The 14,102-nt window shown below is 70.1% G+C and carries 11 protein-coding genes; 4 read left to right on the top strand and 7 right to left on the bottom strand.

All coding sequences use genetic code 11. The features are described from left to right. The first annotated feature begins 38 nt into the window (after window positions 1–38). Window positions 39–1,022 carry an NAD-dependent epimerase/dehydratase family protein gene (locus ACU4E7_RS12095; protein WP_447018998.1) on the top strand — a complete coding sequence of 328 codons (984 nt, stop codon included), beginning with the start codon at window positions 39–41 and terminating at the stop codon, window positions 1,020–1,022. A 62-nt stretch (window positions 1,023–1,084) separates the two neighbouring features. On the opposite strand, the gene dnaJ is transcribed toward ACU4E7_RS12095, so the two are convergent. Further along, window positions 1,085–2,227 carry a molecular chaperone DnaJ gene (gene dnaJ, locus ACU4E7_RS12090; RefSeq protein ID WP_238119881.1) on the bottom strand — a complete coding sequence of 381 codons (1,143 nt, stop codon included), beginning with the start codon at window positions 2,225–2,227 and terminating at the stop codon, window positions 1,085–1,087. 244 nt (window positions 2,228–2,471) lie between these two features. Further along, the gene (gene dnaK / locus ACU4E7_RS12085) at window positions 2,472–4,367 is read right to left on the bottom strand and encodes a molecular chaperone DnaK (protein ID WP_238119880.1); all 1,896 of its coding nucleotides are present in this window, start codon (window positions 4,365–4,367) and stop codon (window positions 2,472–2,474) included. 215 nt (window positions 4,368–4,582) lie between these two features. Here dnaK and pncA point away from each other — a divergent pair, with 215 nt between their 5' ends. Beyond that, window positions 4,583–5,254, top strand: coding sequence for a bifunctional nicotinamidase/pyrazinamidase (gene pncA, locus ACU4E7_RS12080; RefSeq protein WP_238119879.1), 672 nt, complete (start codon window positions 4,583–4,585; stop codon window positions 5,252–5,254). An 18-nt stretch (window positions 5,255–5,272) separates the two neighbouring features. Here pncA and ACU4E7_RS12075 read toward each other — a convergent pair whose 3' ends face one another. Further along, window positions 5,273–5,653: a VOC family protein gene (locus ACU4E7_RS12075; RefSeq protein ID WP_238119878.1), complete on the bottom strand. Its 381-nt coding sequence runs from the start codon at window positions 5,651–5,653 to the stop codon at window positions 5,273–5,275. 134 nt (window positions 5,654–5,787) lie between these two features. On the opposite strand from ACU4E7_RS12075, the gene ACU4E7_RS12070 reads away from it, so the two are divergent. Then, entirely contained in the window at window positions 5,788–6,408 is a 621-nt protein-coding gene (locus tag ACU4E7_RS12070; protein WP_447018997.1) for an alpha-ketoglutarate-dependent dioxygenase AlkB, read from the top strand. 130 nt (window positions 6,409–6,538) lie between these two features. Then, window positions 6,539–7,645: a hypothetical protein gene (locus ACU4E7_RS12065; protein ID WP_238119876.1), complete on the top strand. Its 1,107-nt coding sequence runs from the start codon at window positions 6,539–6,541 to the stop codon at window positions 7,643–7,645. Window positions 7,646–7,681: 36 nt separating this feature from the next. On the opposite strand, the gene hypF is transcribed toward ACU4E7_RS12065, so the two are convergent. The 4 genes from hypF to ACU4E7_RS12045 are packed head-to-tail and all read right to left on the bottom strand — an operon-like array spanning window position 7,682 to window position 14,092. Further along, the gene (gene hypF / locus ACU4E7_RS12060) at window positions 7,682–10,246 is read right to left on the bottom strand and encodes a carbamoyltransferase HypF (RefSeq protein ID WP_447018996.1); all 2,565 of its coding nucleotides are present in this window, start codon (window positions 10,244–10,246) and stop codon (window positions 7,682–7,684) included. Then, complete coding sequence (locus ACU4E7_RS12055) at window positions 10,246–11,694, bottom strand: nickel-dependent hydrogenase large subunit (RefSeq protein ID WP_238119874.1); 1,449 nt, start codon at window positions 11,692–11,694, stop codon at window positions 10,246–10,248. The genes hypF and ACU4E7_RS12055 overlap by 1 nt, the downstream gene beginning before the upstream one ends. Next, entirely contained in the window at window positions 11,691–12,710 is a 1,020-nt protein-coding gene (locus tag ACU4E7_RS12050; protein WP_447018995.1) for an NADH-quinone oxidoreductase subunit B family protein, read from the bottom strand. Before ACU4E7_RS12050 ends, ACU4E7_RS12055 begins: the two co-directional genes overlap by 4 nt. Continuing rightward, window positions 12,707–14,092, bottom strand: a complete 1,386-nt coding sequence (locus ACU4E7_RS12045; RefSeq protein ID WP_447018994.1) for a sensor histidine kinase — start codon at window positions 14,090–14,092, stop codon at window positions 12,707–12,709. The genes ACU4E7_RS12050 and ACU4E7_RS12045 overlap by 4 nt, the downstream gene beginning before the upstream one ends. Between the last annotated feature and the right edge of the window lie 10 nt (window positions 14,093–14,102).

Below are 14,102 nucleotides of genomic sequence, written 5' to 3'. Positions count from 1 at the left end.
ATGAACATCGTTCAGTGAACGCTGTTCAGGGTTCTTCTATGACTGATGTGCCCGCATCACAAGCCGCAATTCCCGCGCGCCTCGCCCTGGTGGGCGGCACCGGGGCCATCGGCGCCAGCGTCGGTGCGGCTTTGGCCGCGACCGGCGAACCCTTTGCGGTGATCGGCCGCAGCGCCGGCGCCATCCACAGCCATTTTCCGGCTTCGGTCGAGGCCCGCCCCTGGGACCCGGCCGATACCGCCTCCATGCGCGCCGCCATGCGCGGGCTCGACACCCTCGTCTACACGGTCGGCGTGCCCTATGACGCCTTTCACCTGCACCCCGAGCTGATGGCCCGCACCCTGGCGGCGGCGGAAGCGGAAGGGGTGCGGCGCCTGCTCCTGATCGGCACCGCCTACGGGTTCGGCCGGCCAAAGGCCGCGCGGGTGGACGAGAGCCATCCGCGCGTGCCGCACACCTTCAAGGGCCGCATGCGCAAGGACCAGGAAGACCTGGTGCTGGAGGCCCACGCCCGGGGCCGCATCGCCACCTCTATCCTGCGCCTGCCCGATTTCTATGGTCCGGGCGTGGAGCGCAGCTATCTCGCCGACATCTTCACTGCCGCCGCCACCGGGCGCCGGGCCAAGGTGATCGGCCCCATCGACCGGCCCCATGAGTTCGTGTTCGTGCCCGATGTGGGCCCGGTGGTGCTGCGGCTGCTACAGCAGGATGCCGCCTTCGGCACCACCTTCAACCTGGCGGGAGCCGGCACCATCACCGTGCGGGAGGTGGCCGAGCAGGCGTTCGCGCTGGCCCGCCGGCAGCCCCGCCTGCTGGTGGCGAACCGGCTCATGCTCCGCCTCGCCGGCCTGTTCGATCCGATGATGCGGGAGCTGGTGGAGATGCACTATCTGATGACCGATCCGGTGATCTTCGACGACAGCGCCCTCGCCCGCCTCATCGGCCCCATCCCCAAGACTCCCTATGCCCAGGGCATCGCCCTGGGCATGGATGCCGCGCGCAAGGCTGCCCGCGACCGCTGACCCAAACGAAAACGGCCCGGCGACATCCCCGTCGCCGGGCCGTTTCACGACATCATCCCGCCTCAGGCGCTCTCGCCAGCGGCGCCCTGGAAGAATTCCTTCACCTTGGCGAAGAAGCCGGTGGATTCAGGATGGGTCTCGCCGGAGCATTCCTTGTCGAACTCGGCCAGCAATTCCTTCTGCCGCTTGGTGAGCTTCTGCGGGGTTTCCACCACCACCTGCACATACATGTCGCCGAAATTGCGGGTGCGCAGAATGGGCATGCCCTTGCCGGCCAGCCGGAAGCGCTTCTGCGACTGGGTGCCCTCGGGCACCTTCACCTTGGACTGGTCGCCATCGATGGTCGGCACCTCCACCTGGCCGCCCAGGGCCGCCGTCACCATGGAGATGGGCACGCGGCAATAGAGGTCCGCCCCTTCCCGCTGGAAGAAGGGGTGCGGCTCGATGGACAGGAAGATGTAGAGATCGCCCGCCGCGCCACCGCGCACGCCGGCTTCACCCTCGCCACCGAGGCGGATGCGGGTGCCATCCTCCACCCCCGCCGGGATCTGCACCGACAAGGTGCGCTCGCGGGTCACCCGGCCGGCGCCGCCGCAGGCGCCGCACGGATCCTCGATCACCGAGCCGCGGCCCTGGCAGCTCGGGCAGGTGCGTTCCAGCGTGAAGAAGCCCTGGGCGTGGCGGATCTTGCCGGCGCCGCCGCAGGTGCGGCAGGGCTTCGGGCTGGTGCCCGCCTTGGCGCCGGTGCCGTTGCAGGCTTCGCAGCTGACCGAGGTGGGAATCTTGATCTGCGCGGTCTTGCCGGAGAACGCCTCTTCCAGCGTGATTTCCATGTTGTAGCGCAGGTCCGCGCCCCGGCCGCGGCCACCACCGCCGCCACCGCCACGGCCGCGACCCATGGCGCCGCCGAATAGATCGTCGAAAATATCAGCGAAAGAGGAGGCGAAGTCATTGCCGAAGCCGGCGCCGCCGCCGCCATTCTCGAAGGCGGAATGGCCGAAGCGGTCGTAGGCGGCGCGCTTCTGCGGGTCCTTCAGGACCTCATAGGCTTCGTTGACTTCCTTGAACTTGATCTCGGCTTCCCCGTCGCCCTGGTTGCGATCGGGATGCCATTTCATGGCGAGCTTGCGGTAGGAAGCCTTCAGCACCGTTTCGTCGGCGCCCCGGTCCACGCCGAGAACTTCATAAAAATCGCGCTTGGCCATGCTCGTCCATCACCCGCCGCAACGGGCCTCTGCCCCGCCGTCCGGGCCTGAGGCACGCCGGACAGTGTCCCCGGTTCCTATGAAACGCCGCCCTGTCCGGAGCCTACCGCCGGCATCGCAGGGGGCCGATGCCCCCACCTCCCGCCACGGCACGCCCAGCGGATCCAGACGCGACGATTGAAACAACATGCGTCCCGCCGGAAGCGGGACGCCGGCGGGCCCTGGGGCCCACCGGCGCTTTTGATCAGGCCGACTTCTTCTTGTCGTCGTCCACTTCGGTGAACTCGGCGTCCACCACGTCTTCCTGAGGCTTGGAGGCCCCTTCCTCGCCGCCCTGCTGGGCCGCATACATGGCCTCGCCGAGCTTGAGCGACACCTGCGCCAGGGTCTGGGTCTTGGCCTCGATGGCCTCCACATCCTCGCCCGAGAGCACGCCCTTGAGGTCGGCGATGGCGCTCTCGATGGCGCCCTTGTCGGCGTCGCCGATCTTCGAGCCATGCTCGGAGAGGGCCTTCTCCGTGGAGTGGACCAGCGCCTCGCCGTGGTTCTTGGCTTCCGCCAGAGCCTTGCGCTTCTTGTCGTCGGCCGCGTGGGCCTCGGCGTCCTTCACCATCTTCTCGATATCGGACTCATTGAGACCGCCGGACGCCTGGATCCGGATCTGCTGCTCCTTGCCGGTGCCCTTGTCCTTGGCGGAAACCTGCACGATGCCGTTGGCGTCGATGTCGAAGGTCACTTCCACCTGCGGCACGCCGCGGGGCGCCGGCGGGATGCCGACGAGGTCGAACTGGCCGAGGATCTTGTTGTCCGCCGCCATTTCGCGCTCACCCTGGAACACGCGGATGGTCACCGCGGTCTGCCCGTCCTCGGCCGTGGAGAACACCTGGCTCTTCTTGGTCGGGATGGTGGTGTTGCGATCGATCAGGCGGGTGAACACGCCACCCAGGGTCTCGATGCCCAGCGACAGCGGGGTCACGTCGAGCAGCAGCACGTCCTTCACGTCGCCCTGGAGCACGCCGGCCTGGATGGCGGCGCCGATGGCGACCACTTCATCCGGGTTGACGCCCTTGTGGGGCTCCTTGCCGAAGAACTGCTTCACCACTTCCTGGACCTTGGGCATGCGGGTCATGCCGCCCACCAGCACCACCTCGTCGATCTGCCCGGCGGAGAGCCCGGCATCCTTGAGAGCGAGCCGGCAGGGCTCGATGGTGCGCTGGATCAGGTCTTCCACCAGCGCCTCGAACTTGGCGCGGGTGAGCTTCATGGTGAGATGCTTCGGGCCGGAGGCATCGGCGGTGATGAACGGCAGGTTGATCTCGGTCTGCGTGGCGGACGAGAGCTCGATCTTGGCCTTCTCGGCAGCTTCCTTCAGCCGCTGGAGGGCGAGCTTGTCGTTGCGCAGGTCGATGCCCTGCTCCTTCTTGAACTCGTCAGCCAGATAGTTGACGAGCCGCATGTCGAAGTCTTCGCCACCCAGGAAGGTGTCGCCATTGGTGGACTTCACCTCGAACACGCCGTCGCCGATCTCCAGCACCGACACGTCGAAGGTGCCGCCGCCGAGGTCATAGACCACGATGGTGCCGGCCGACTTCTTGTCGAGGCCATAAGCGAGCGCGGCCGCGGTCGGCTCGTTGATGATGCGCAGCACCTCGAGACCGGCGATCTTGCCGGCGTCCTTGGTGGCCTGGCGCTGGGCGTCGTTGAAGTAAGCGGGAACGGTGATGACCGCCTTCTCGACCTTCTCACCGAGATAGGACTCGGCGGTCTCCTTCATCTTCTGCAGGATGAAGGCGGAGATCTGCGAGGGCGAATATTTCTTGCCGTCGGCCTCCACCCACGCGTCGCCATTGTCGGCGCGCACGATCTGGTAGGGCACCAAGCTCTTGTCCTTGGTGACGGTGGGATCATCGAACCGGCGGCCGATGAGGCGCTTGACCGCGAAGAACGTGCGCTCCGGATTGGTCACGCCCTGCCGCTTGGCGGGCTGGCCGACCAGACGCTCGCCATCCTCGCTGAAGGCGACGATGGACGGCGTGGTGCGCGCGCCCTCGGCGTTCTCAATGACTTTCGGGCTGGAACCCTCCATCACCGCAACGCACGAATTGGTGGTGCCGAGGTCGATACCGATGATCTTGGCCATATAGTTTCTCCTTGTCGGCAGACCGACCGGGCCCTTTCGGCACCCGCAGGGAACGATCGCGGGCCCCTCCCCCGACCAGTCCGCCGGCCCCCTTCACTTGAAATTGGGGTTCGTCGCGAAACGACGATCGAGGCGGATATAGGGGGGGTGATTTGGCGCCGCAAGGCATGCTAACTGGCCGACGCGCCCTTTTTCACGCGCCGTGAGGATGCCCAATGCCCGCCCAGCAGGTTGCGCCCGTAACTGCGAGGTCGGGGCGCGCCCCGAATGCCCGCTCTGCCCTGGTTGTGATCGACGTGCAGGTGGACTTTCTGCCGGGCGGTGCCCTGGCGGTGCCCCACGGCGACGAAGTCGTGCCAATCGCCAATTATCTGGCCCAGAGCTTTGACAATGTGGTGTTGACCCAGGATTGGCATCCCGCGGGCCACATCTCGTTCGCCTCCAGCCACCCCGGCCGGGTCGCCCACGAGACCATATCGCTGCCCTATGGCGAGCAGATTTTGTGGCCAGACCACTGCATCCAGGACAGCGTCGGGGCGCGGCTGGCATCCCGGCTCGACATTCCCCACGCGCAGCTGATCGTGCGCAAGGGCCACCACAGCAACATCGACAGCTATTCCGCCTTCTACGAGGCCGATCGCGCCACGCCCACCGGGCTCGCCGGCTACCTGCGCGACCGCAGCATCGACACGGTTTATGTGATGGGGCTCGCCACCGATTTCTGCGTGTCCTGGTCGGCGGTCGATGCGGCGCGGCATGGCTTCGCCACCCATGTGATCGAGGACGGATGCCGCGGCCTCGACCTCAATGGTTCCCTCGCCCGGGCCTGGGCCGACATGACTGCGGCGGGTGTCCACCGGGTCACGCTCGACGAGTTCGCGGCCTGAGCCCAGCCGCCCGCGTCGTCAGGCGTCGTTGGCGGTCATCCAGCCCATGGGCGCGCCGGTGGCGTCGGCGACGATGGCGATGCGGCCGATGCCGGGCACCTCGAACGCCGACCGCAGCACCTGGCCGCCATTGGCCTCCAGCAGCTTCAGCCGGGCGTCGATGTCGTCCACATTGATGTAGGGGAACCAATGGGGCGGCACCTCCGGCGGCAGGATGTCGGTCTTATCCATCATCCCGGCCACCGGCTCGCCGCCCAGATGCGCCACGTAATACGCGTGGCCGTCGCCGGAAGGCATGGCGTCGAAGGTCCAGCCCAGCGTCGCGCCGTAAAACGCCCTGGCCTTTTCCACGTCGTCGGTCAGAAGCTCGTTCCAGTAGAATTTGCCGTGCTGGGCCATGGGCCTGCTTCCTTCCGGGCGGTGACGGGGCGCACCGCCTCATTGCATGTTGGGGCATGTGCCTGCCCACAGGCTTGGACTAAGTTCGACGTGACCGCAAGGCCGTCCCGGCCCGGTCCCACCGGAGGCTGCCCGTGACCTCGTCTCTCACGCTCGCCCCCGGGGCACGATGGTATCCTGAAGCCTTCGATCCGCAGGCGCAGGCCGCGCTCCTGGCCGAGGTGCGCGCCGTGCTGGCGCAGGCACCCCTGTTCACCCCCACCATGCCGCGTTCCGGCAAGCCGTTCACCGTGCGCATGAGTGATTGCGGGCCACTCGGCTGGGTCTCCGATGCCGCCGGTTACCGTTACCAGGCCTTCCACCCGGACACGCGCGCGCCCTGGCCGCCCCTGCCGCCCCGGATCGCCGATGCCTGGAGCCGGTTCGGCCGCGCCGACGTGCCGGCGGAGGCCTGCCTGATCAATTATTACGGCCCCGACGCCCGCATGAGCCTGCACCAGGACCGGGATGAAGCGGACCTGACGGCGCCGGTGGTCTCCATCTCGCTGGGGGATACGGCGGTGTTCCGCCTCGGCACCGAGGTCCGCTCCGGCCCCACCCGCTCCATCCGCCTCGGCTCCGGCGACGTGTTCGTGCTCTCGGGGGCGAGCCGGCTCGCCTTCCACGGGGTCGATCGCATCATTCCCGGTTCATCGCGCCTGTTGGCGGAAGGCGGGCGGTTCAACCTGACCTTGCGGCGGGTCACCGCTGCGTGAAGCCGGTGACGCCGGCGCGGCATTCGTGCCACGGTGCGGGCCGGATCCATTCGGGCGATTCGTCCGGCACCCCCCGGCCCGGCGGGTTTGCCAAGCGGCCGGGCGCGCTGGAGGCTGAGGAGCGACGTTCATGATCCACGCAATTGCGCGCCTTCGGGTGAACGCCCGCTCCACCCTCGCCCCCCTTGCCGTGGCCGCCGTGACGCTGGCCCCCCTGGCCGCCCCGCAGGCCCAGGCTCAGACGGCCCAAGCTGAACCGGCCCAGACTGCGCCGGCCCAGACTGCGCCAGCCTCCGCGCCGGCCCCGTCCACCCAATCCGCCCCTGCCCAATCCGCCCCGGCGCCGCAGGCCCAGCAGGCCGCGCCGAGCCGCGAGGTGGTGTTTCCACCGGGCGCGGTGATCGGCCTTGTGCCACCCCCGGGCATGGTGCCGAGCGACAAGTTCGCCGGCTTCGAGGACCGGGGCCGCAATGCCTCCATCCTGATGGTGGACATGCCGCCGGAGGCCTATGGCCAGCTGGTGGAGGGCTTCACCGATGCCGCCCTCGCCTCCAAGGGCATCACCGTGGAGTCCCGCGCGCCCTTCCCCATTCCCGGCGCCAAGGCGGAGCTGGTGACCGGCACCCAGACCGCCGGGCCGTTCCGGGTGCGCAAGTGGATCCTCCTGGCCGGCACCGACATGACCACTGCGCTCATCACCGCCCAGGTTTCGGAGAGCGACGCCGCCGCGTTTCCCGATGCCGACATGAAGGCGGCGCTGGCCACCCTCGCCTTCCGCTCCGTGCAGGACCAGGTGGCGGCGCTGCCCTTCACCGTCACCGAACTGTCCGATTTCCACGTGGTGCGCACCTTCGGCGGCAACACCGTGATCCTCACCCGGGGCCCCAAGAACAGCATTGAGGGGCCGGAGCAGCCCTATATGGTGGTGACGGTGGCCAACGGCTCCCCCCGCGAGGACGAGCGGCGGCAGTTCGCCCTGCGCGCCCTCAGCACCCTCAACGGCCTGCGCGACATGAAGGTGGAGCGCGCCGAGCCCCTGCGCATCAACCAGACGCCGGGCTTCGAGGTGATGGCCCAGGCGGTGGACGCCAAGACCGGCGAGCCGGTGAAAATCGTGCAATGGCTGCGCTTCGGCCCCACCGGCCACATGCGCATGGTGGCGGTTTCCAAGCTCGACGCCTTCCCCGATGTCTACGCCCGCCTGCGCGCCATTCGCGACGGCATCGACGCCCGCTGAGGCGCCGACCGTGGCACCCATCGTGGCGCCGGGCGCTCAAATGTGGCGGGCCGCCGCCACCACCGCCTGGCCCAGGGCGAGGCCGCCGTCATTGGCCGGCACGTTCGCGGGCACCAGCGGCCGCAGGCCGGCATCGGCCAGCCGGGCGACCACCGCCTCCAGAAGCATCCGGTTCTGAAACACCCCGCCGGCCACGGCCACGGCGCCGATGCCTTCGCGCCGGGCGATGAGGATCGCCGTCTCGGCGAAGGCGGCCGCGAGCCCGGCATGGAAGGCCCCGGCCATGGCGGAGAGCGGCCGGCCGGCCGCCTGGTCGGCCCGGAGCGCGCGCCACAGGGGGGCCGGGTCGAGCGCCCAGAGCCCGTCCCGTTCGGTCACGGCGAGCGGATAGGGCGCGGCGCTGGCTGCCACCGCTTCCAGCGCCATGGCCGCTTCGCCCTCATGGCTCAGCCGGTCGGGCGCCAGGCCCAGCAGCGCCGCCACCGCATCGAACAGCCGCCCGGCGGAGCTGGCGTGGGGGGCATTGAGGCCCTTGTCCGCCATGGCCCGCAGGGTCGCCAGCGGCTTGCCCGCGAACAGCGCCGCCAGCTGCGGGTCACCATCCACCGCCGTGCGGCCCAGCGCCTGGTCGAGATGGGCCAGCAGCACCCGCCAGGGCTCCCGGCTCGCCTGATCGCCACCCATCAGCGCAATGGGCGCCAGCCGCGCCGTCCGGCGGGCGGACCGGTAATCGCCCATGAAGATCTCCGCGCCCCAGAGGGTGCCGTCCTCCCCCAGGCCTAAGCCATCCAGCAGGATCGCCACCACCGGCCCGTCGGCCCGTCGCCAGCCGGCCTCCGCCATGGCCGCGGCCATATGGGCGTGATGGTGCTGCACCACCTCCAGTGGTACCCCCCGCTGCGCCGCCCAGGCGGTGCCGAAGCGGGTGGCGTGGTAGCCGGGGTGGGCATCCACCGCCACCCGGGCGGGAACATGGGCGAACATGGCGGCATAATCGGCGATGGCCGCCTCGAAGGCATCGATCGTGCCGGGCTCGTCCAGATCGCCCAGATGGTGGGACAGCAGCGCCTTGGCGCCATGGGTGAGGCAGATGGCGCTTTTCAGCTCGGCGCCCAGCGCCAGCACCGGCGGCGCTCCGGCGAAATCCTCCGGCAGGGTGAGCGGCAGGGGCGCGAGGCCCCGGCCCCGCCGCATCACCCGCGGCGCACCGGCGGCGAGGCGCACCACGCTGTCGTCGAGCCGGCGGGCGATGGGCCGGTCATGCATGAGAAACCCATCGACGATGTGGGCGAGCGCCGCGCGCGCCTCCTCATTGGCGATCACCTGCGGCACGCCGGAGCTGTTGCCCGAGGTCATCACCAGCGGCCGCCCCACCGCCTCCATCAGCAGATGGTGCAGCGGCGTATAGGGCAGCATGACGCCCACCTGCCGCTGGCCGGGGGCGATCTCCGGCGCCAGCCCGTGGCCTTCCTTGAGGGGCAGCAGCACGATGGGTGCCGACGGCGCCTCCAGCGCCGCCGCCTCTGCCGGGCCGATCTCACACAGCCGCTCAGCCCGTGCCCGATCGGCCATCACCGCCAACGGCTTGCTGGGTCGCCGCTTGCGCTGCCGCAAATTGGCGACGGCGGCGGCATCGGTGGCATCGCAGGCGATGTGAAACCCGCCGATCCCCTTCACCGCCACGATCCGCCCCGCCCGCAACAGCGCGGCGGCCGCACCGATGGCATCCGCCATCCCGACGCGAACGCCTTCTCCCGCCGGCAGCGCCACAGCGCTTTCGGAGCGCTCGCCCTCATCTCCGGCGAGCCCCCTCCCCGGCCCTCCCCCGCAAGCGGGAGAGGGAGAAGCGCCACCCGGGGAGGCCGGAGCGGACACCACCGCCTCGCTGCTCCGCCCAGAGCCAGCACCCGCGCCACCGTAAAGGCCCTCTCCCGCTTGCGGGGGAGGGTTGGGAGGGGGAACACCGCCATCGACGATCGCCCCCGCGCCACCACGATCATCCACCCGCTCCAGCCACACCCGCGGGCCGCAGGTGGGGCAGGCGATGGGCTGGGCGTGGAAGCGGCGATCGGCGGGGTCGGCATATTCGGCGGCGCAGGCGGGGCACAAGGGAAAGCCGGCCATGGTGGTGGCGGGCCGGTCGTAGGGCAGCCCGGTGACAATGGAGAAGCGCGGGCCGCAATCGGTGCAATTGGTGAAGGCGTAGCGGAACCGTCGCGCCCGGGGATCGGCGATCTCCGCGCGGCAGGCGGGACAGGTGGCCACATCGGGCACCACCCCGACGGAAACCGCGCCGGCGCCGCTCTCGGCGATGCAAAAGCCGGCCTCGCCCGGCCACAGGGCCAGTTCCTGCGCCGTCAGCGACCGCCGGGCAAACGCCTCGATCCGCGCCAATGGCGGCGCCTCGTCCCGCACCCCCTGCACGAAGGCATCGAGGGCCGCCGCTGGCCCCACCGCCACGACCACCACCGCATCGCCGGCATTGCGCACGCTGCCGCGCAGGCCCAGACGCAGGGCGAGGCGATAGACGAAGGGGCGAAAGCCCACCCCCTGGACGATGCCGCTGAGGCGGATCTCGGCGCCGGCGTCCGCGCCCGCCATCAATGCACCGTGCAGACCATGCAGGGATCGAACGAGCGCACGATATGCTGCACGCTCAGCGGTGTCGTTTCCCCCGGCCGCACCGGGGCGCCCACCAGCGCCGCTTCCAGCGGCCCAGCCACCCCGGCGCCGTCGCGGGGCGAGAAATTCCAGGTGGTCGGGGCGATGATCTGGTAGCGGGCGATGCGCCCCTTTTCCACCTGAACCCAATGGCCGAGCGCCCCGCGGGCGGCTTCCGTCAGGCCAAAGGCGCGGCCGGTGGCGGGCAGGCGCCCCTGGGCGCACCAGGGAGCCGTGGGGGAGAGGTCGCGCACCCACTGGCTCATGGCGGTCAGGGTCAGCGCCAGTTCCAGGAGGCGGCCCACCACCCGGGCCCGCACGCTCGCCCCCTCCCGCGCCACCAGGTCGCGGGCCAGCGGGTGGCCCGCCACCACCTGGCGGGCCAGGGCCCCGGTCTCGAACGGCTGGCCGGCAAGGCGCGGCGCCTTGCACCAGGTGTAGCCGGTCTCATCATCCGCATCGGGAAAGGTGGAGCCCTCGAACGGAGGATGGGGCGCCTCCCGCCCCTCCATACGGGCGAAGGTGTGATCCTCGGCGATGGCGGCCACATCCACCGCGCCGGCCTGCCCACCGGCAAAGGTGCCCGCCCCGTAAAGGCGCCCCTCCGCCTGCGGATAGGCGCCATAGGACAGGAAGCGGTCATAGGCCCGGCCCAGGCGATCGAGCCCGAGGTCCTCGGCGATCTCCAGGAACAAAGCGAGGTCGCCGCGCCGCCCGCGCACGAACGCCTCGAGCTCGGCAACGCTGGTGAGCGCCGCCACCTCGTCGAGCGCGCCGCCAAACAGATGCTCCTCCAGCGCCGCACGCACGGCGGCCAGCGTCGCCACAAGGCGCATTTGGTCGCGGGCATCGGCGCTGCGGCTCACCCCGCCCGGCTGCAACGCCAGAGTGTGGGGCCAGCGGCCGGCCAGAAGGCCCATCACATGCAGCAGGGTGGCGCGGGTGGCGAGGGCGCGGGTGACGCTCTCCCCCTTGGCCGCCTTGAACCGCCGTTCCGCCATGCCGAACCAGGGCCGGTCCGCATAAGCGGCGCGGGCGAAATCCGGCATGAAGAAAACGTGGAAATGGGTGAGGTGGTCGGCGAGATTCTCAGTGGCCACCAGGAGGTTGGTGGCGATGCGCCCGTTCGGCGTCGGCGCCACCCCTTCGAGCGCCGCCAGGGCCAGCGCCGCCGCGTGGGATTGGGAGACCGAGCAGATGCCACAGATGCGCGGGGCGATCACCAGGGCGTCGCGCGGGTCGCGCCCCTCCAGGATGCGCTCGAAGCCACGGAACAGGGGCGAGGAGACATAGGCCGCCCGCACCGCCCCGTCGGCGATGTCGAGGCGCACCTCAAGGTCCCCCTCCACCCGGTTGAAGGGACCGACGATCAGGCGGGTCTCGCTCATCTTTTCCGAATATCCCGCACCTGGGGCGGCGTCAGCACGTGGTCGGCGGTCGCATTGCGGCGCAGCCGCTCCGGGGTGGCCGCCTTGGCGAGGGACGACAGCGCGATGAACCACGCCTTGGGCATGTCGGTGGGCAGGCCCACGGGAATGCCGCCGATCTTCGGCGTTTCCAGGAAGGCGTGGCCCGGCTCCTCGAACTCCGGCGCGGTGCAGTTGATGCAGGCATAGCCGCCGCGGGTGCACGAGCCCTCGCCATTCCACAGGCGGGTGTTGCAATCCGCATGGGCCTGGGTGCCCAGGCACCCCAGATGCTCCATCATGCAGCCGAGATCGCTCATCTTCTCGGCGCTGGCCTTGTATTCATAATATTCGTTGCGCGGGCAGCCGTGGTGCACCAGGTGGTCGGCGTAAAAGCGCGGCCGGCCATAGAGGTCGAGATCGTCGGGCCCCATCAGGCCCGCCGCCAGCAGCATCAGGGTTTCCGTCACCCAATTGGGATGGGTCGGGCAGCCGGCGACATTGACCACCGGCAGGCCACCGGCGGCGCGGAAATCGGCGCCCAGCGCCCCGCCCTTCTGCCGCCCGTCATATTGCAGGCCGCAGGCATCGGCGGGATTGACCCCGGCGGCGGTGACGCCGCCATAGGCCGCACAGGTGCCCACCGCCACCACGTGGCGCGCCCTGGCCGCCAGCCGCCGCACCCAGTCCAGGGTCGCGATGCCGGTGCCGGCGAGAATGTGGAAGCGCCCGGTGCCGTTGGGCCCGCGCAGCAGCGCCCCCTCCACGCACAGGGCATCGAGCACGATCTCGCCCGCCAGCACCGCCTCGAACAGGGCCACCGCCTCCGCCCCGGTCTCCTCCGACAAGGTGGGATGCCACAGCATGTGGATGCCGGCGCTGCCGAGGGTGGTGGCGAGATCCGGCGCCTCGGCGCACAGCAGCGACATGGTGCAGCCGCCGCAGCCGCCCGATTGCAGCCAGAGCACGTTGAAGGCGGGAGAAGCGGCGCGGCTCATGGGCGTCCTCCAGCGGCGGGCAGGGCGAGGGTGGCGACGGCGCCGCCGCCGGCGGCATTTTCCACCGTCAGCCGGCCTTCATGCTCGGCAACGATGCGATAGCAGATGGAGAGGCCGAGCCCGGTGCCCTTGCCCACCGGCTTGGTGGTGAAGAAGGGGTCGAACACCCGGTCCACCACCTCCGTCGGAATGCCCGTGCCGCTGTCGCGCACCTCCAGCACCAGCCTATCGGCGGTGCGCGAGCCGGAAATGTCGAGCCGTGGCGCGCTCTGGCCTTCCATGGCGTCCACGGCGTTCTGCACCAGATTCATCACCACCTGATGGATATGGCCGGGATGGCCGATGGTCTCGAAATCGTCGGGCAGCGCCACCTGAACCTCAAGGTCCGGCATCTGGGATTTCGCCACCCAGTCCACCGCCGAGCGCACCACGGCGGCGAGGTCGAACGGCTCGCGGGCGCCGCGCTGGTCGGAGGAGAAGCGCCGCAGGTCGGCGACGATGTCGCGCACCCGCTCCGCCCCTTCCAGCATGCCTGCGAGAGCCGAGGGAATATCCGCCAGCGCCCGGTCCACCCGCAATTCCGCCCGCGCGGCGGTGGCCGCCGCCCCCTCGGCGGGCACCGCATCGAGATAGCGCAGCAGGCGATCCACATAGCGCTTCAAAGCGTGGGCGTTGCCATAGACGAAGGAGATGGGGTTGTTGAGCTCATGGGCCACCCCGGCCACCAGCCGGCCGAGGGAGGCCATCTTTTCCGCATGCACCAATTGCTGCTGGGTGCGCTTCAGATGTTCATGGGCGCTGGCGAGGTCCGAATAGGCCTGCTTCAGTTCGCCGATGGGCCGGCCCACCAGCACGATGCCCACCGCGCGCCCGCGCGGATCGAACCGCAGCGCGCCGTTCACCGCCACCGGCAGGGGGCCTTCCGGGGTGGCGAGGCTGAATTCCCGATCGGCGATGCGGGCGCGGCTCGCCATGGTGTCGAGCACGTCGGCGGCGCTGGTGGGGGAGGCGCCATGGATGAGCTCCGCCAGCGGCCGGCCCACCAGGGCCTCGGCCCGCTGGCCGAAGGCGCGCTCGGCGGCCAGGTTTACCTGCTCCACCCGGCCGGACAGGTCGCAGGCCACCAGCACATCGGTCATGGCGCCGAGCAGACCGGCGATGAAGCCCTGGGCCTCTTCCAGCGCGACGTTCTTGGCCTCCAGCTCCACCTGCTGGCTCACCAGCTCCGCATAGGCCTCGTCCATCTTCTGGATCACCGCGATCCAGGCCTGGTCGGTCTCCGCGCTTCCCATTTCAGAGGCCGCGAGATCAGGCGCAGCAAGACCACCCCGCGCGGCGCCGGCGCGCGGGGGCGTCAGATGAATGTCCTCCCCCATGGCCATGGCATGATCC

The sequence above is a fragment of the Xanthobacter sp. ZOL 2024 genome (genome assembly GCF_052932325.1).
The sequence above is the reverse complement of the archived record's forward strand: the minus strand, read 5'-3'. Positions and strand labels throughout refer to the sequence as shown.